We start from the raw sequence: 18,210 nt of genomic DNA, 5'->3' as shown, positions 1-18,210 counted from the left end.
CGCATTATATCGGCCCTGCGCGCGGGGTACAGCGTGTTTATACGATAGAAACGGTCAATTGGACGGCTAACGCTGTCACTTGCGTGAAAACTCGACGAATGTCGCGATCACTTGCTCGATTTGTGCGCGGCTGACATCCATGTGCGTGACCATGCGCAGACGTGCAGCAGCGCTGAGCTTGATCCCGCGCTCGGCCGCAAAGGCCTTGAGCGCCTCGGCCCTGTCGCCCATTTGCACATAAACCATGTTGGTTTGCACGGGTTCGACGACGAAACCGGCTTCGCGCAGACCATCGGCCAGCAGCTGCGCGTTGGCATGGTCGTCGGCCAGCCGTCCAACGTGGTGATCGAGCGCGTAAAGCCCCGCCGCTGCCAGCACGCCTGCCTGACGCATGCCGCCGCCGACCATTTTGCGCAAGCGTCGGGCCTTGCCGATCAGTTGTTCAGAGCCGCACAACACCGAGCCGACCGGTGCGCCGAGGCCTTTGGACAGGCACACCGAGACCGAATCGAAATACTGGGTGATTTCCCGCGCATCGACACCCAGTTTGACCGCCGCGTTGTAAAGGCGCGCGCCGTCCAGGTGCAACTGCAGGCCGTGCTGCTGAGTGAAGCGTCGCGCCCGGGCCAGATATTCCAGCGGCAGCACCTTGCCCTGCATGGTGTTTTCCAGCGCCAGCAAGCGGGTGCGGGCGAAGTGAAAGTCGTCCGGTTTGATCGCCGCCGCAACCTGCTCCAGATCGAGAGAACCATCAGCCTGCACTTCCAGCGGCTGCGGCTGGATCGAACCGAGCACCGCCGCGCCACCGCCCTCGTACTTGTAGGTGTGCGCCTGCTGGCCGACGATGTATTCGTCGCCGCGCTCGCAGTGCGCCATCAACCCGAGCAGGTTGCTCATGGTCCCGGTCGGCACGAACAGCGCGGCTGCAAAACCGAGGCGGCTGGCCAGTTCGGCTTCCAGACGGTTGACCGTCGGGTCTTCGCCGTACACGTCGTCACCGGTGTCCGCCGCCAGCATGGCGTCGAGCATGGCGGGAGTCGGTTGGGTGACGGTGTCGCTGCGAAGATCGATAACGCTCATGAACCTGGCCTCTGGTCAGCAGGGGAAATCCCTTTGTGAAGTGGGATTACTGCGGTCATGGCGCGGATTAATCAAGCCTTGAAGAAGGAAAAATCACGGTCTCGCTGAAAAAGCACCATCCCCTGTGTGCGAGCCTGCTCGCGAAAGCGGAGTAACAGCCAGCATCTGCGTTAAACGTGGAACCGCCATCGCGAGCAGGCTCGCTCCTGCACGGTCGGTGCACGGCTGGAAAATATGTGATAAAAACGCTGCGCCACCCGAAGGGGAGGCACAAACGTTCTCAGGGCGGGGTGCAATTCCCCACCGGCGGTAATTGCGCGCAATGCGCATAGCCCGCGAGCGCTTGGCGGCGAACACGGCAATGGCGGTGGTCGACGGCAAGGTCAGCAGACCCGGTGTGATTCCGGGGCCGACGGTCATAGTCCGGATGAAGAGAGAACGGGATCAAAAGCACAGGGCCGTCCGCGTGTTGTCGTGCGTGTGCGAACCCTGGCATCCCTTTCGATTCATAACGCCCTGTTTTTCACACAAACAGGAATCTGAACATGCAACCCACCGCTATCGACAGCAAAAACAAACACCCGCACGGCGAGCGCGTCGCGTTCATCCAGGCTTGCTGGCACAAGGAAATCGTCGACCAGAGCCGCAAAGGCTTCGTCGCTGAAATGCTTGCCCAGGGTTATCTGGAATCGGACATCGACTTCTTCGAAGTCGGCGGTGCTTTTGAAATGCCTCTGCACGCCAAACTGCTGGCCAAGACCGGTCGTTATGCTGGCATCGTCGCTGCAGCTCTGGTGGTGGACGGCGGCATCTACCGTCATGAGTTCGTCGCTCAATCGGTGGTCAGCGGTCTGATGCAAGTGCAACTGGAAACCGAAGTGCCGGTGTTCTCGGTGTCACTGACGCCGCATCACTTCCATTCTGGCGAAGAGCATCAGAAGTTTTTCTACGAGCACTTTGTGCACAAGGGTCAGGAAGCGGCGCGGACATGTGCCGATACGCTGCGCAAAATCCGCGCACTGCGCCGTACCGAGCCGCATGCGGTAGCGGTTTAAACACAAACGCAAAAACTGTAGGAGTGAGCCTGCTCGCGATAGCGGACTGTCAGTGACACCTGTGGTGGCTGACATATTGCAATCGCGAGCAGGCTCACTCCTACATTGGGTCGGCGGCAATCTTAGGCGAGGTTTTCGTCGGTGGTCGGGACGATCAGGATGCCGGCGCGCAGGCCGTTCTTGACCTTCGGGTTGGGGAAAATGATCCGCGCGCCCGGCTCTTCAATGACCCAGCGGGTATTGGCCAGATCTTCGGCCAGCACATACCCCATGTCCAACTCTGAAAAATTTTCGATGTCGGCCGGCAGGTTCAGGCGGAACGCATCGCTGTGCTTGATGATTTCCCGGGCGACGCTGAACAGTTGCAGGCCGTCCAGCCCCTCTTGCGCCATCTCCGGCTCGGTGCCTTCGATGATCTGCTTCAAGCGAGTTTCCAGCAGCGACACGTTGACGCCGTCGTTCTGCCCGAACGGCCGCGCCTTGCCCAGCTCCAGGGTGAAAGCCTCGGCATCAAGCTTGTCATAGGTATAGGAGCTGAACACGATCGACGGCTTGTTCTGCAGCAGCACGGCTTCCATCCCGGCGGCGCGCAGACGCGCCAGTTCAAGGCGCGAATGCTGGCGCCCTTCTTTCCAAGGATAGAGAGCGAACTGCTCGATCTTCGAGCCACGAATCGCCGTGTGCAGGTCGTAGTGCAAACGCTGGCGCTCGGGTTTGCTGAAGAAAATCGCCGCCAGACGCTCCAGCTCACAGGCGCGCAACGCTTCGCTGCCACTGCTTTGTTCATGCCGGCCGTTGAACAGCCGATTGACGTCCTGCTCGATGAAGCGCTCGCCTTTGCGCATCGCCTCGGGATTACCGAACAGGAAAAGAATGCGTGCTCGCGGCTTCAGGTCGCCGCGAGCGATGTCGTGCAGCAACCGGTCGAGCAACTCGATCGGTGCGGTTTCGTTACCGTGGATACCCGCCGACAGCAGCAGGTCCAGGCCATTGTCGCGCGCTTCCGGGGGCCGGACTTCCAGCGCCCCTTCGCTCAACCAGCGCATGCGCACGCCTTCGACAGTCAGTTGAGTCTTCTCCGCCGGTTCGCGGCCGGCGAGGGTCAGTTCAAGCAGTTTGCCGAGGGCGAGCATAGAGCGGTTTCCTTAGTGATCGTGGTTGCAATCCGGGCCGTGTACGTGATCCTCGTCAGCGCCGAGGTCAGCCGGTTCCATTTCCAGTTGCAGACTTACCAGATTAGTCGCCAATGGGCGCAACAGCAGGTTGGCGTATTCTTCGTCACCTTCCTCGACGTCAACGCCGATCAGCAACTGGCCGCGGCCGTCCTGCTGGATCCACAGCTCTTTGCCTTGCCACATGACCGCGACGCGGGTGCACGAGGTTTGCAGTTGCGTGCCGTCGGTGTCTTCAAGGATCAGCTGCAGGGAATCGCTCATGTTTTTACTCTCTTGGGGTGACACGCCGCGCGCCGCGTTCAAGCGGCGCGCCGGCGTTCAATTGATCTGGAAGGGATAAACCGCGCCCAGTTTAAGGATTTGCGTCAGTTCATCCAGTGCCGTCCGGCATTCAAGCAACAATTGCGGATCCGCCAGGTCGCTTTCGCTGAGGCGGTCGCGGTAGTGCTTTTCAACCCATGCGGTCAACGAACCGTACAACGGGGCCGTCATGATAACGCCTGGGTTGACCGCCGCCAGTTCGGTTTCATTCAGCGCCACGCGCAGACGCAGGCACGCCGGGCCGCCGCCGTTCTGCATGCTTTGCTTGAGATCGAAGACTTTCACTTCGCGGATCAGACCGCCGGAACTGGTCAGACTTTGCAGATACGCCCAGACGCGTTCGTTGGCCTGGCATTCCTGCGGCACGATCAGCAGCATCGAACCGTCAGGGCGCGACAGCAACTGGCTGTTGAACAGGTACGAGCGCACCGCGTCATCCACGGTGACCGCCGAACGCGGCACACACACCGACTGGAACTTGCCACCGACCTTGGCCAGTTTGCTTTCCAGCTCAGCGAGCATGTGTTCGGTCTCGAGGAACGCGTCCTCGTGATAGAACAGCACTTCGCCGTTGCCGACAGCGATCACGTCGTTATGGAACACGCCCTGATCGATCACGTTGGGATTCTGCTGGGCGTAGACCACGCCGTCTTCACGCAGACCGTGCAGACGCGCCACGGCCTGCGAGGCTTCGAGGGTCTGCCGCGCCGGGTACTTTTGCGGGGCCGGGTAACGGTTGTCGAACGCACTGCGGCCGAACACGAAGAACTCGACGCCCGCCTCGCCATATTCACGGCAGAAACGCGTGTGGTTGGCTGCGCCTTCGTCACCGAATTGCGCAACCGCCGGCAATGCCGAGTGATGGGCGAAGTGCTGCTGATTAGCGAACATCGCCCCGAGCACGCGACTGGTGGTCGGGTGTTCGATGCTGCGGTGATATTTGCAGTTGAGGTTGGCGGCAGTGAAATGCACGCGGCCGTCAGCGGTGTCTGCGCTCGGGCTGACCGTGGCGGCGTTGGCCACCCACATGCTCGATGCCGAACAACTGGCGACCAGCAGCGGCATGGCTTCTTTGGCGGCGCGCTCGATCACTTGCGCGTCAGTGCCGCTGAAACCCAGGCGGCGCAGTGCGGCCACGTCCGGACGCTCCTGCGGTGCCAATACGCCCTGCTGGAAGCCCATTTCCATCAGCGCTTTCATTTTCGCCAGGCCTTGCAGCGCCGCTTCTTTGGGGCTCGAGGATTGCTGGCTGTTGCTCTGAGAGGCAACGTTGCCGTAGGACAGACCACCGTAGTTATGGGTCGGCCCCACTAGACCGTCAAAATTGACTTCGTAGGATTTCATCAGCGAGGCTCCACGTGAATCTGTTGTTATAGGCTTCAGTAACTATTCAGTACGACCGAGTCGCACCCATCGCTGGCAAGCCAGCTCCCACAGGATTGGTGGTGTTCACAGATTCTGTGGACGACTCGTCCCCTGTGGGAGCTGGCTTGCCAGCGATTGGCATCACGCCATCTTCACGCCGGGTGTCAGGGCCGATGGCAACACCAGGCTCGGGGTTTCCAGCGACGCCACCGGGTACGCGCAGTAATCCGCGGCGTAGTAGGCGCTGGCGCGATGGTTGCCCGAAGCGCCGACCCCGCCGAACGGCGCGCTGCTCGCGGCCCCGGTCAGTTGTTTGTTCCAGTTGACGATGCCGGCGCGGCTTTCCAGCCAGAACTGCTGGTAACGCGCTTCGGAATCCGACAACAGGCCGGCAGCCAGACCGTAGGCGGTATTGTTGGCTTCGACGATGGCAGCTTCGAAATCGACGTAGCGAATGACTTGCAGCAACGGACCGAACAGTTCCTCGTCGGGGCGCTCGGCGACTGCGGTCACGTCGACAATGCCCGGCGTCAGCAATGCCGACTGCGCTTGCGGCTGAGTCATTTCCAGCAGCGCCACTGCGCCGTTGGCAAGCAGATGCTCCTGTGCATCCATCAGCGCTTTCGCTGCGCCGAGGGAAACCACCGAGCCCATGAACGGCGCTGGCTGCTGATCGAACGCGCCGACTTCGATGGTCGCACTGACTTCCACCAGACGCTTGAGCAGGCTGTCGCCCCACGCGCCTTGCGGCACCAGCAAACGCCGTGCGCAAGTGCAACGCTGACCGGCGGAGATGAACGCCGACTGAATGATCGTGTAAACCGCAGCATCGAGATCGGCAACCTCGTCGACCACCAGCGGATTGTTGCCGCCCATTTCCAGCGCCAGGATCTTGTCCGGGCGACCAGCGAATTGCTGATGCAGATGGTTGCCGGTGCGGCTCGAACCGGTGAAGAACAGACCGTCGATGCCCGGGTTCGCCGCCAGTGCAATGCCGGTTTCCCGCGCGCCTTGCAGCAGGTTCAACACACCCGCTGGCAGTCCGGCTTCAATCCAGCACTTGACCGTCAGCTCGGCGACTTTTGGCGTCAGCTCGCTCGGCTTGAACAGCACGCTGTTACCGGCCAGCAGTGCCGGCACGATATGACCGTTGGGCAAGTGGCCGGGGAAGTTGTAAGGGCCGAACACCGCGACCACGCCGTGAGGTTTGTGGCGCAACACGGCGGTGGCGTCGCCCAGCGGGCCGCTCTTTTCGCCGGTGCGCTCACGGTAGCTCTGCACCGAGATGGCAATCTTGTTGACCATGCTGGTGACTTCGGTCGTAGCTTCCCACAACGGTTTGCCGGTTTCCTCGCCGATGGTGCGGGCCAGTTCGTCAGAATGGTTTTTCAGCGCGGCGGCAAACGCTTCGAGCACAATGATGCGTTCGTCCAGCGAACGCCGCGCCCAGCCCGGAAATGCCTGACGTGCGGCCTGCACGGCGGATTCGACCTGAGCGGCGGTAGCGCCCTCGCCCGACCACAATACTTGCTGGGTGACCGGGTTCAACGATTGAAAGGCTTCGCCCTGACCGGCCAGCCACTCACCTGCGATGTATAGCGAATTCATTGTTTCGACTCCCGTGCAGCGGACAACGCCACGGCGCGAACCTGATCGCCGGCGCTGAGTTGAAGACGTTTGGCGGTCTGCGGGTCAACCACCAGCGTGCCGGCGGCCAGACGCGCAGGCGCCGCGGTGATGCGGCAGTCTTCGCGTTTGCGGTTATGGATGATGAACGGCGTGGCGTCGTCGCCCGGCGTGCCAACGGCCAGCACCAGCGCTTCGCTGTCACGCACCGCGCGGATCTTGCCGGTTTCGCATTCGATCGCCGGGCCGGCGTCGAAGATATCGACGTAACCCTGATAGCTGAAACCTTCGCCCTTGAGCATCGCCAGTGCCGGCTCGGTGTCCGGGTGGACCTGGCCGATCACGTTGCGCGCATCCGGCGACAGGAAACAGGTGTACAGCGGGAATTTCGGCATCAGTTCGGCAATGAATGCCTTGTTGCCGACACCGGTCAGGTAATCGGCCTGGCTGAATTCCATCTTGAAGAAGTGCCGGCCCAGGCTTTCCCAGAACGGCGAGCGCCCGGCGTCGTCGGACACGCCGCGCATCTCGGCGATGATCTTGTTGCCGAACAGCTCCGGGAACTCGGCGATGAACAGCATGCGCGCCTTGGACAGCATGCGGCCGTTCAGACCGCTGCGGTAATCGGCGTGCAGGAACAGCGAGCACAACTCGGAATTGCCGGTCAGGTCGTTGGCCAGGAACAGCGTCGGAATCTCGCGATAGATGTTCAGTTCCTGCGAGGCGCTGACGGTCAGGCCGACGCGGAAGTTGTACCACGGCTCACGCAGACCGACCGCGCCAGCGATGGCGGAAATCCCCACCACGCGGCCATTGTCGTCTTCGAGCACGAACAGGTAGTCCGCATCGCCACGGCCGGCTTCGCCGCGAAAGGTCTTTTCGGCCCAGCCGACCCGGTGGGCCAGACGTTCTTCGTTGGCCGGCAAGGTAGTGAGGCCGGTGCCGGTGCTGCGGGCCAGATCGATCAGCGCGGGTAAATCGCTGCTGCGTACGGGACGAACAATCATGCTATCTCCTCAAACGGGCCGCTTGCGCCACCCGTGAAACTCGCTAAGGCGTTAAACCGCCACCAGGCGCACGCTGGCACCTTCACCGACGCCCAGGGCTTCGGCCGCTTCCAGATCCAGAGTCACCGGTTTGCCCGGCGCGTAATCCAGCTCGAGCAACACCGCGCGGTAATCCTGCAACTGCGCGTTGGCCACCAGATACTGGCGCCCGGCGCCTTTGACCGGCTCGCCGATCTTCACCGGTACCACGCGGCTCTGCGCGATCGAGCGGATCCCGGAAACGCGCGCATGCAGGGTCGGTCCACCGTCGAAAATGTCGATGTAGTGATCGGTCTCGAAGCCTTCGCGCATCAGGATGTCGAAGGTGATCTGCGCCCGCGGGTGCACCTGGCCCATCGCTTCTTGCGCGGAGTCCGGCAGCAACGGCACGTAGATCGGGTAATGCGGCATCAGTTCGGCGAGGAACGTGCGGCTTTTCAGCCCGCACAGGCGTTCGGCTTCGGCGTAGTTGAGGTCGAAGAAGTTGCGCCCGATGGCATCCCAGAACGGCGAGTCACCGTTTTCATCGCTGTAACCGACAATCTCGGTCACCACCGAATCGGCGAAACGCTCCGGGTGGCTGGCAACGAACAGCAGGCGACCTCGGGAATTGAGCTCGGCCCACGGCGATCCGACCAGTTCGCGCTGCACGTAGAAACTGGTCAGCAAGCTGTTGCCGGTCAAATCGTGGCACTGCGAGAGCACGTGGATCTTGTTGTGGATCTTCAGTTCGCGCGAGGCGTGGACGAAGGTCTCGTTGCGGAAGCTGTAGAACGGCTCCGAATAACCGGCCGAGGCGACGATGGCCGAGCAACCGACCAGCTTGCCGGTAGCGGAATCTTCGAGGACGAAGAAATAGCTTTCCTCACCGTTGAAGCTTACTTCGGCGGCAAACGACGCTTCGCTCGCGGCGATCTTGTCGCTCAGACGTTCCACGTCATCCGGCAAGGAAGTGACACCAATCGGGCTGTCCGCAGCCAGACGCTGTACCTCGCCCAGATCAGCCATTTGCGCGGGGCGCATCACCAGCATGGTGTCACTCCTTTTCTCTTCAAAAAAATCACAGAAAGAACACCGGACCTTGTAGGAGTGAGCCTGCTCGCGATAGCGGTGTATCAGTCGACATTGATGTGTCTGATACACCCCTATCGCGAGCAGGCTCACTCCTACAGTTGAACGTGCCCGGTATCAAAAATTTTGATCGACGCCCGTATCGTCGGGCGTCGACGGGTCCATCAAGCTTGCGTCAGTGCAGCAGCAGCGCGTTCGAAGCGGTCCAGGCCGGCATCGATATCGGCGTCTTCGACCACCAGGCTCGGGGCGAAGCGGATCACGTCCGGGCCGGCCTGGAGAATCATCAGGCCTTCTTTTTCAGCGGCGTTGAAGATGTCCTTGGCCTTGCCTTTCCAGGCGTCGTTGAGCACGCAGCCGATCAGCAGACCGAGGCCACGCACCTGGGTGAACAAGCCGTATTTCTCACCGATCTGCTCAAGGCGCGCCTTGAACTTGTCGTGCTTGGCATTCACGCCGCTCAGCACCTCAGGTGTGTTGATCACGTCGATCACCGCTTCCGCCACCGCGCAGGCCAGCGGGTTGCCGCCGTAAGTGGTGCCGTGAGTACCGACGACCAGATGCTTGGCCAGCGCTTCGGTGGTCAGCATCGCCGCGATCGGGAAACCGCCGCCCAGGCTCTTGGCGCTGGTGAGGATGTCCGGGGTCACGCCGTAATGCTGGTAGGCAAACAGCTTGCCGCTGCGGCCCATGCCGGTCTGCACTTCGTCGAACACCAGCAGCGAATTGTGCGCGTCGCACAGTTCACGGGCGCCTTGCAGGTACTCAAGCTCTGCCGGCAGCACGCCGCCCTCGCCCTGGATCGGTTCGAGCACGACCGCGCAGGTCTTGTCGGAAACTGCGGCTTTCAGCGCCGCGAGGTCGTTGTAAGGCACATGGGTGATGCCGGTGATTTTCGGGCCGAAACCGTCGGAGTACTTCGACTGGCCACCGACGTTGACGGTGAACAGGGTACGGCCGTGGAAGCTGTTCAGCGCGGCGATGATTTCGTACTTCTCGCTGCCGAAACGGTCGAACGCGACGCGACGGGCCAGCTTGAATGCGGCCTCGTTGGCTTCGGCGCCGGAGTTGCAGAAGAACGCACGCTCGGCGAACGTGGCGTCGATCAGCTTGTGCGCCAGGCGCAGCGCCGGCTCGTTGGTGAACACGTTGGACACATGCCACAGCTTGTTGGCCTGCTCGGTCAAGGCACCGACCAGCGCCGGGTGCGCGTGGCCCAATACGTTGACGGCAATCCCGCCGGCGAAGTCGATCAGCTCGCGGCCGGCCTGATCCCAGACCCGGGAACCGGCGCCACGCACCGGAATGAAAGCGGCAGGCGCGTAGTTGGGAACCATTACCTGGTCGAAATCGGCGCGTTGTACCGCAGCGTGCTCAACGGACATCGGAGTCTCCTGAAAAGGAACACTCGCCGGAAACTGGCGAGCGATTGAGGGGATTGTAAGGACAGTTTTGTGCCCGGCCTTGCCGCCAAGCGACAACTTCTTATAGCGCAAACCCCGGATTTTCCCGGGTTTACGGCAATGCGACATATAGCGTCGCAAAGGCGCAGTTTACCGGGCGCGGCCGATTTGCGGCAGGCCGCGCAGAATAGCAAGTCAGCCCCGCGCCAGAGATATAAATATGTACCGCACGAAGGGCGCGGCCTGCTGGTTTGCTGGAGGTCCTTACCGACGCCAAGGAATGGCCATGCATTTGTCTCAAGCACACCCATCCGTAACCGCTGCTGACACAAACAACGCGCAACATGCGGATGAACATTATCAACCGCTCAAAGAGGCGATCCCGCAGTGGCTGGGCAACACCTCAGCCACCCGGCGCCAAGCGTTGAAGAACAGCGTCCCGCTGCAGCCCGAAGCGCTAAAGTCGGCATCCGCCGAACAGCACACGCAAATGAAACAACTCGCTGGCGCACATATCGATGCGCAGAGTCAGGTCGATAAAAGCCTGGAACATCTGCAGGACGCCGCAGCCTTCGCCGAGCCCTTGCTCAAGGCCGAACTGAAAAGCTGTTTCGATCTGGACCTGGATGTCAGAAACACCTTCGTGCGCCTGTACATCCCGGCGACCACCCCGCTGTTCCCGATCAAGACCGGCGCACGCGTCTGGAGCGTTTCCCTGCTGGAGGCGGCGCTGCATAACTTCGAAGATCGGGAAACCTACGACAACGCCTTCGAGGCGCAATCGACATTCACCACCGCTCCTACGCCAACCGGGCAATTCGAAACCCTGCCCACGATCAAAGCCCGACTGAGCATTCCTGCCTTCACCCAGCTGTGCCGGCGGCTGGACATCGGCGCGAAATACAAAGCCAGCCTGGAAGAAAACCTCGGTTATTCCGATCCGATGGTCGCCACGGTGCTGCGCAACAAACTCGACGCCAGCCAGAAAACCGCTATGAAAGCGGCCCTGCAATGGGCGCGAATGAACCGCGATGTGTCGGAGAGTGCCGTGCGCCTGATCGAGGCCTTCCTCGATGGCATGAAAGGCCTCTATGTAAACGGCGCACCATTGCTCTGTCATGACATGAGCATGCTTTGCTTGCCGCTGACCGGCATCGTCGTGTTCGCCCCGGACCTGTACCTGTCGCGAAACAATGCGCGAGTCGTGGCGTATGTGCCGGATGACCCGGAACATCCGTTCAAGGAGTACACCTCGCCGCTGGAAATGATCGTCGAACTGACGCGCCAGCTGCGCTCGAAGGATTACCAGCGCTTCTTCAGCCGTTTCGTCAATCACGAGCACCGCGGGTTCTTCTTCAGCACCCTTGATAGCCGCCTCAGCGAAATCAAGTGGCATCCGCATGAACCCGGCAGTTCCCTGCCCGCGTGGCGCGAATCACCGGTGGAACGGCCCGATCTGCAGACGGCGCTGGTGCCCTTCCATGACGACATCTGGCAGCACCTGCATCAGGCGAAACTGAACAAGGTCTTCAACGACGCCCGATCCATCGCCGTGCCCACCGCAGTCGTCGATCAAAAAGTACGCTGGGCGTTCTGGGACTCGGTGGCCGAGATCATTTCCACGATCGCCCAGACCGCCGCGCTGATCGTCGCACCGTTCGTGCCGGTGCTGGGCGAAGCGATGATGGCGTACATGGCTTATCAGATGCTCGACGAAGCCTTCGAGGGCATCGTCGAATGGGGCCAGGGCCGCACCACCGAAGCTTTCGAGCATTTGATGGGCACCGTTGAATCGATGATCCAGCTGGGCATGTTTGCCGTGGGCGGCGCGATTGCATCGGCCGAGTTTCGCAAGGTCTTGCCCAAGGAAGTGGTGGCGTTCATTGATCGCTTCAAACCGGTGAAACTGGCCAATGGCACAACCCGCTACTGGGAGCCGGATCTCGAGCGCTACAAACATCCGACACCGCCACCAGCGGATTCGCAGCCGAATCAACGGGGCCTGCATACGCATCAGGGCAAGCAGCTGTTACCCCTCGAAGAGGCGCACTTCTCAGTCAAAGAACATGAGGTGCCCGGGCAATACCGTATCGAACACCCGACCCGCCCCGACGCTTACCAGCCTGTGCTGCGGCACAACGGCGACGGCGCCTGGCACACCGAACTCGAACAACCCATGGAATGGGACGGCGAAACCGCATTGCGGCGCATCGGTCCTGCGGTAGAAGCCTTTACCCCGGCCGAGCGCGAAACCATTCTTCAGGTCAGCGGCAGCAGCGAAGAGGCGTTGCGCAAGATGCACGTCAATCAGGAAAAAACCCCACCGCTCCTGGCCGACAGCATCCAGCGCTTCAAGATCGATCAGCAGTTGCAGCGCTTTATCGATCAGCTGGACAGCGATGTCGCTGAAGATTTTTTGCGCGCCGATCAGGTTACGCAATTGCAATTGCTCAGCGAGCGGGGTCGCTGGCCGAGCAACCAGCGCCTGCGCCTGATCGATCGCAACGGTGAGCTGCTCTGGCAGTCCAGCGCAGACGCAAGCCTGCCCCTGACCGAACTGCGTCAGCATCAGTTGATCGGCGGCGACCTGCTCAAGACTTTGCTTTCGCTTCTCGACGAAACGCACATCAAGGCGTTGCTCGGCGAACCCTTCACCGCCAAGCCACCCCTGGACATTCGCACCCAGACCCTGCGCAAGCAACTGGTCGGCCTAGCGAAGACCCACCGAGGTGCGCTGTTCGAATCGCGCTACCAAGCGTTGCAACACATCGACGATCCGCTGGCGCAACAGCTCAAGGCTCACAATCCCGACCTGCCGGCGAGTGTCACTCGTGAATTGCTCGAAACCGCCACCGGCAACGAACTGCTGCAAATCAACGAGGGGCAACTGCCAGCGCGTCAGCAGGAACTGATGCAACTGGCCAGTCAGGAACTGCGCGTGTCCCGTGCCTATGAAGGGCTTGAGCTTGGCTCAGTGAATAATCCCGATTCGGACTCGCTGGCGCTGCACAGCCTCAAATTGCTGCCGGGCTGGAGCGGCGATGTGCGGATTGAAATCCGCGACGGTCGCTACGAAGGGCCGGTCGTCGACAGCATTGGTCGCGAAGACGCCTCGGAAAAAAAGGTCCTGGTGCGCAGCGATGGCCAGCGCTATCAAGCCTTCGATGACCGTGGCCAGCAACTGCACTCGCTCAGCGATTTCTATTCCAGCGTGCTGTACGCGCTGCCCGACAGTGAGCGCGCCAGCCTCAACATCGGGATTGGCCAGGGCCAGAACCTGAAGGCCGCCATTCGCCAACACAGGCTGGAGCGCCAGGAGCTGCGCGTCGTGCTGCATGAAACGCCCATTCAGCCACCGATAACCGACACGTTACGGCTGCTGGGCAGCGACGGTTTTACTCGGCTTGATCGCACTGAAAGCCTGAACAATGTTTCGCACTCCGACGAGCAGGATATCCGCGCGCTTTACCCGCGGATGACCGATCAGCAAATCGACGCACTGGCGCAAGAGATGCGCGTCAGTGCGTCCGGGCCGCGCGGGGAGATTCAGCGATTGCAAAACGAGTACCTGCAATTGCAAAACGATCTGCACGTCTGGGCCAACGATCCGCCCGCCAGACATCCCGATACCGGTATTGCGCTGACATCGCTGCAAAAGCGCGCAGAGATTCAGAACCGGCGCCTGCTCAGGGAAGAATTGCTCAAGGGCTGGCGCCGCGAATACCCGACCGAGATCAATCAGTACGGCATGGAATCAGGTTATGCCCTGCGGCTTGCGCACCCGATCATCGGCGACTTGCCAACGCTGTCGGCGGACCTCAGCCATATCACCGCGCTATCCCTTGACGGCAGTGTCACCCCGGGTTCTCTGGATGCATTGCTGCAACACTTTCCAGGACTGCAACAGCTCGACGCGCGAAACCTTGAGTTGCCGACCCTGCCCCAGGCGCTCGGCTCAATGCCGTCGCTGCGCGAACTGAGAATGCGCAACTGCGGCCTCAGCCTGTCGATCACCACGCAATCGGTACTCGCTTCCATGCCGCAGCTCACACTACTTGATCTTGAGGGCAACGCTCTGGGTTTACCGCCCGATCTGCACACGATGCCTTCGCTGCGTTACGTCAACCTGTCCAACACTGGCATCCACAGCCTGCCGAACGATCTGCTGAATCATCCACGGCTGATTTCCGGCCAGTTCAACGGCAATCGAATCACGGCCGTGCCCGAAGCTTTCTTCAAGCTGCCCCCCTCCCTGTGTGATGGCTTCACCTTCGCCGACAACCCGTTGTCCCCTGCCGTACGCGAGCGGGTGAAACGCTTCCACGGCCTCACCGGCAAGCACTTCGGCATCCGCCCGGAGCGGGCAGACCTGCAGCGCACCACCACGTTGTTTCCGAGCCTCGACGAGGCGCAAGCCACTGACATGCTGTACCGCTTGCCCGGCACACTGGCAGAGGGTCGGGCACAGCTGACGCGCTGGGAAACCGAGATCAGTCAACTGAACCTGGAGCTCAATCAATGGATCAACCAGGCGGCCACCTTTCACCCCGAGACCGCCGAACGCCTGAGCCAGGCTGAACAGACGCGTGAACTCAATGCCCGACGAGCCTTCGCGCAACAACTCGAGCGCTTCTGGCGTACCCGGGACGCGTTCGACCGCAGTGCAGAATGTGAAGCAACGGCTGCGTTCAGCGGCGACATGCCTGTGCTCAGCGCCAATTTCGAGCATGTTTCGCGACTCAAACTGACCGGCAATGCCAATATTTCGGCCAGTTTGCCCTTCGTGGAATCCTTCCCGAATCTGCTCTCGTTGAGCCTCAATGGCTTCGATCTGGGATTCGGCCCCCTGTCCGGGACCACTCTGCCGCGGCTGACCGACCTGAAACTGAAAAGCTGTGGCGTGGTAATGACGCCGGAAAATCAGGCCGCACTGGTTTCGATGAACACGCTGCAGTCGTTGAACCTGAGTGGCAATCCGCTGGGGACTTTCCCCGACCTGAATCTGCTCCCCGAGCTCACATTCATCGACCTGTCCAACAGTGGCCTCACCGTCGCTCCGCAAGGGCTGGCCAGCCATCCTCAATTGCGAACGGCGGTGCTGACCGGCAACCGCATCACGGACATACCCGACGCGGTATTCGACCTGCCTGCGGAACGCAGTGACGGCCTGTACTTTTCCGACAACCCGCTATCGGCCGCCACACGGGAAAAAATCAAAACCTACTACCGCACCCATCAGCAAGACTTTGACGTTCGGGCTGCTGACCAGGACGTCAGCCTGGCGCAGGAACTGTTCCCGCAGCTGGATCAGCAAGAAGCCAGCGACAGGGTCTACGACCTGCCCGGCAACCTGACCGACAGCCGCGCGCAACTGTTGCGCTGGCAAGCCGAGCTTGCGCAACTGCAGAGCGATCTCGATCACTGGGTACTGGAAACCCCATCCACCCATCCGGCCACAGGGCGGGTGCTATCCGAAAATGAGCGCGCGCAACAGCACTCGGCGCGCACCGCGTTCAAGCAAAACCTGGAAACGTTCTGGCGCCAGACCTCCAGCGAGACCGGCCAGCGCAGCCTGTCCTTTGCGACAGACTTGCAGTTCGTTGGCCAGTTGCCTCGCCTGAGCGCCGACTTCAGCCATGTCTCGAGCCTGAAGTTGACCGGCAGTACAGCGATTGATGGCATCGGGACGTTCGTAGCGTTGTTTCCCGAACTCGAGTCGCTGCAGATGAAAAATTTTGCGCTGAACGAAATACCCGCCTTCATCGGTAGCCTGCGCAACCTGACAAAGCTTCGCCTGGACAGCTGCGCCGTTACCCACACGTCTGCGGGCAGTGATGTGCTCAAGTCGCTGCGCTCACTAACGCGTCTGGACCTGAGCAACAATCCATTGACCGAGGCACCCGATCTGCAGACGTTGCCGACATTGCACGACCTCTCTCTGACCAATAGTGGCCTGACGTCCCTGCCCAAGGGCATTGTCGGGCACCCGGCTCTGCAGACGGTGAACCTCAACAACAACGCCATCACCCAGTTACCGGAGGCTTTCTTCAGCCTCAGTCCCAATCGTGCAGAGGGTCTGCGTCTGGCTGGTAACCCGCTGTCGCTGGCGGCTCGTGAGCAGATCAAGACTTACTACGCCGAACACAATCGCAACTTCGGAATAACGCCCGCCACCGATGAGATAGCGATGGCCCGCAGAGTCTTCCCGCACCTGAACGATTCCATGGCCAGCGACATGATCTATCGGCTCCCTGGCACATTGCAGGCAGGCACCGTGCAACTGATGAATTGGGAAGCGGAAATGACCCGGCTGCTCGGTGACCTGAATACCTGGCAAGAAGGCGTACCGAGTCATGACCCGACAACAGGTCAGCTCTGGACTGCCGAGCAACGCGCAGCACAGCATGAGGCCAGACACCAGTTCAGTGGCAAGCTTGAAGAGTTATGGCGCGCCAGTCGCATCGATATGCCGGATCTGCGCGTCGAAACCTTCAAAGCCAGAATCGCATTCGCTGGCGAGTTGCCGAAGCTTGCCGCCGACTTCAGCCAGATACGGCACCTGGAGATTCAGGGCCATCCACAATCGACTGTTCCCGACGGTTTTCTCGACTGCTTCACTGGATTGGAGGGGCTGGAGTTACCGGGTTTCGCACTGGGCCGGATCCCGCAAGCCCTGGAACACATGCCATCGCTCGAGACACTGATGCTGAGCCGTTGCAACATCACGCTCGATGCTGCCGGACAATCCACTTTGTCGACGCTAAGCCGCCTGACGTCGCTGGATCTTTTTAATAATCCACTGGGCCAGGTGCCCGATGTCTCGACGCTGTCGAATCTGACGTTCATCGACCTGATCCGTACCGGAATAGACAGTGTTCCCGCCGGGCTGGAGCAACTTGCGCACCTGCAAACGGCGTTGCTGAGTGACAACAACATCATCGAATTGCCCGACTCCCTGGCGGCTTATGCCAACCGTGGTGTGGATCTGGGCCCCAACCCACTGTCGGCTACCTCACGCGAACAGATCAAGGCCTGTTATCTGATGAAAGATGACAACTTTGGCGTCTGGCCCGAACAGGGCGACATTGACCTGGCCCAAACGCTGTATCCCCGACTGAGCAGCTTCGATGCCAATGACCTGATCTACCGTCTGCCCGGAACATTGGCGAACGGACGCACCGAGCTGCTGCGTCGGCAAACTGAACTCAGCTCGCTGCTCAACACGCTTGAAACCTGGGTGAATGCGGCACCTGAAGATCCGGTTATCCACGGTGTACCGGAAAGCGACCCACCCCGCGGGCAAATCACGCAGCGTCGGCGCTTCAAGGACAACCTGGAGAAACGCCTGCGGCGCTACCCGGTCTATGGCCTGGACACCGAATTCGACTGCGATCTTTCCTTCACGGGCGAGCTGCCGCAAATGACGGGGCGCTTCGACTACATCAGACAGTTGCAGCTGACCACCACCGCAAGTACGCCCCCACCAGTCGACGCCTTGCTGGAGCTGTTTCCCCAGCTCAGGGTGCTGGATATCCGCGATTACCCGTTACATCGCGTTCCGCCGGCCGTCTTTCGTCTCGAGACATTGAGCAGCCTCAGCCTGTCGGGCTGCCAGATCATGATTACGCCGCAAACCGTAGACGCTTTCGCCAGCTTGATGAACCTCGACACCCTGGATTTAAGCAACAACAGCCGACTTTGGAGAGTCCCCGAACTGGATCACTTTCCCGACCTGCACATGCTTGACGTGAGTAACACCGGCCTGACCAGGGCGCCCGCTGGTTTGTTCAGACTCCCCCGTTTGCGAACAGCGGATCTGTCCAATAACAGAATCAAACGACTGCCCGCAGAATTTCCGTCGCGACCCGACATCAGGCTGACCGAGTACAACTTCAATGGAAATCCATTGGTTTTGGAAAGTCAGCTGCGCCTGGACAGCTACAACAGGGTCCTGGGCGAACACCATATCGAGGCGCGGATGCCGAGCATGCACGAACTTGACGACTTCGTGGATTCGGACTTTTCCGATGGAGAGGAGCTCACATAAACCGGCAATAGCTGAATCGCC

Annotated in this window: 10 protein-coding genes and 1 riboswitch; of the genes, 2 read left to right on the top strand and 8 right to left on the bottom strand. The window is 60.8% G+C overall.

The features are described from left to right. Nucleotides 1-75: 75 nt before the first annotated feature. Nucleotides 76-1,080 carry a low-specificity L-threonine aldolase gene (gene ltaE / locus ACYYKW_RS08840; protein WP_093099218.1) on the bottom strand — a complete coding sequence of 335 codons (1,005 nt, stop codon included), beginning with the start codon at nucleotides 1,078-1,080 and terminating at the stop codon, nucleotides 76-78. A 272-nt stretch (nucleotides 1,081-1,352) separates the two neighbouring features. Further along, nucleotides 1,353-1,524, top strand: a riboswitch (FMN riboswitch). A gap of 101 nt (nucleotides 1,525-1,625) precedes the next feature. Between ltaE and ACYYKW_RS08835 the strand changes: the two genes are divergently transcribed. Beyond that, a complete protein-coding gene (locus tag ACYYKW_RS08835; RefSeq protein WP_336355218.1) occupies nucleotides 1,626-2,135 on the top strand; it encodes a 6,7-dimethyl-8-ribityllumazine synthase in 510 nt (169 codons plus the stop codon). 122 nt (nucleotides 2,136-2,257) lie between these two features. On the opposite strand, the gene astE is transcribed toward ACYYKW_RS08835, so the two are convergent. From astE to ACYYKW_RS08800, 7 genes are all read right to left on the bottom strand, one after another. Then, complete coding sequence (gene astE / locus ACYYKW_RS08830) at nucleotides 2,258-3,268, bottom strand: succinylglutamate desuccinylase (protein ID WP_464989931.1); 1,011 nt, start codon at nucleotides 3,266-3,268, stop codon at nucleotides 2,258-2,260. Between the two features lie 12 nt (nucleotides 3,269-3,280). Then, nucleotides 3,281-3,571 (bottom strand): hypothetical protein, encoded by a 291-nt coding sequence (locus tag ACYYKW_RS08825; protein ID WP_016773591.1) that lies wholly within the window; start codon nucleotides 3,569-3,571, stop codon nucleotides 3,281-3,283. 57 nt (nucleotides 3,572-3,628) lie between these two features. Next, nucleotides 3,629-4,975 carry an N-succinylarginine dihydrolase gene (astB, locus tag ACYYKW_RS08820; RefSeq protein ID WP_464989930.1) on the bottom strand — a complete coding sequence of 449 codons (1,347 nt, stop codon included), beginning with the start codon at nucleotides 4,973-4,975 and terminating at the stop codon, nucleotides 3,629-3,631. A gap of 162 nt (nucleotides 4,976-5,137) precedes the next feature. Next, the gene (gene astD, locus ACYYKW_RS08815; RefSeq protein ID WP_464989929.1) at nucleotides 5,138-6,604 is read right to left on the bottom strand and encodes a succinylglutamate-semialdehyde dehydrogenase; all 1,467 of its coding nucleotides are present in this window, start codon (nucleotides 6,602-6,604) and stop codon (nucleotides 5,138-5,140) included. Then, nucleotides 6,601-7,629: an arginine N-succinyltransferase gene (astA, locus tag ACYYKW_RS08810; RefSeq protein ID WP_093099208.1), complete on the bottom strand. Its 1,029-nt coding sequence runs from the start codon at nucleotides 7,627-7,629 to the stop codon at nucleotides 6,601-6,603. The genes astD and astA overlap by 4 nt, the downstream gene beginning before the upstream one ends. Before the next feature lie 51 nt (nucleotides 7,630-7,680). After that, on the bottom strand, nucleotides 7,681-8,700 hold the full coding sequence (gene aruF / locus ACYYKW_RS08805; protein WP_059404897.1) for an arginine/ornithine succinyltransferase subunit alpha: 1,020 nt from the start codon (nucleotides 8,698-8,700) through the stop codon (nucleotides 7,681-7,683). 203 nt (nucleotides 8,701-8,903) lie between these two features. Then, on the bottom strand, nucleotides 8,904-10,124 hold the full coding sequence (locus ACYYKW_RS08800) for an aspartate aminotransferase family protein (RefSeq protein WP_093099206.1): 1,221 nt from the start codon (nucleotides 10,122-10,124) through the stop codon (nucleotides 8,904-8,906). 304 nt (nucleotides 10,125-10,428) lie between these two features. Here ACYYKW_RS08800 and ACYYKW_RS08795 point away from each other — a divergent pair, with 304 nt between their 5' ends. After that, the gene (locus ACYYKW_RS08795) at nucleotides 10,429-18,189 is read left to right on the top strand and encodes a dermonecrotic toxin domain-containing protein (RefSeq protein WP_464989928.1); all 7,761 of its coding nucleotides are present in this window, start codon (nucleotides 10,429-10,431) and stop codon (nucleotides 18,187-18,189) included. The last annotated feature ends 21 nt before the right edge of the window (nucleotides 18,190-18,210 follow it).

The organism is Pseudomonas sp. 15C, assembly GCF_055484735.1.
This window is presented reverse-complemented; position numbering and strand designations above follow the sequence as displayed.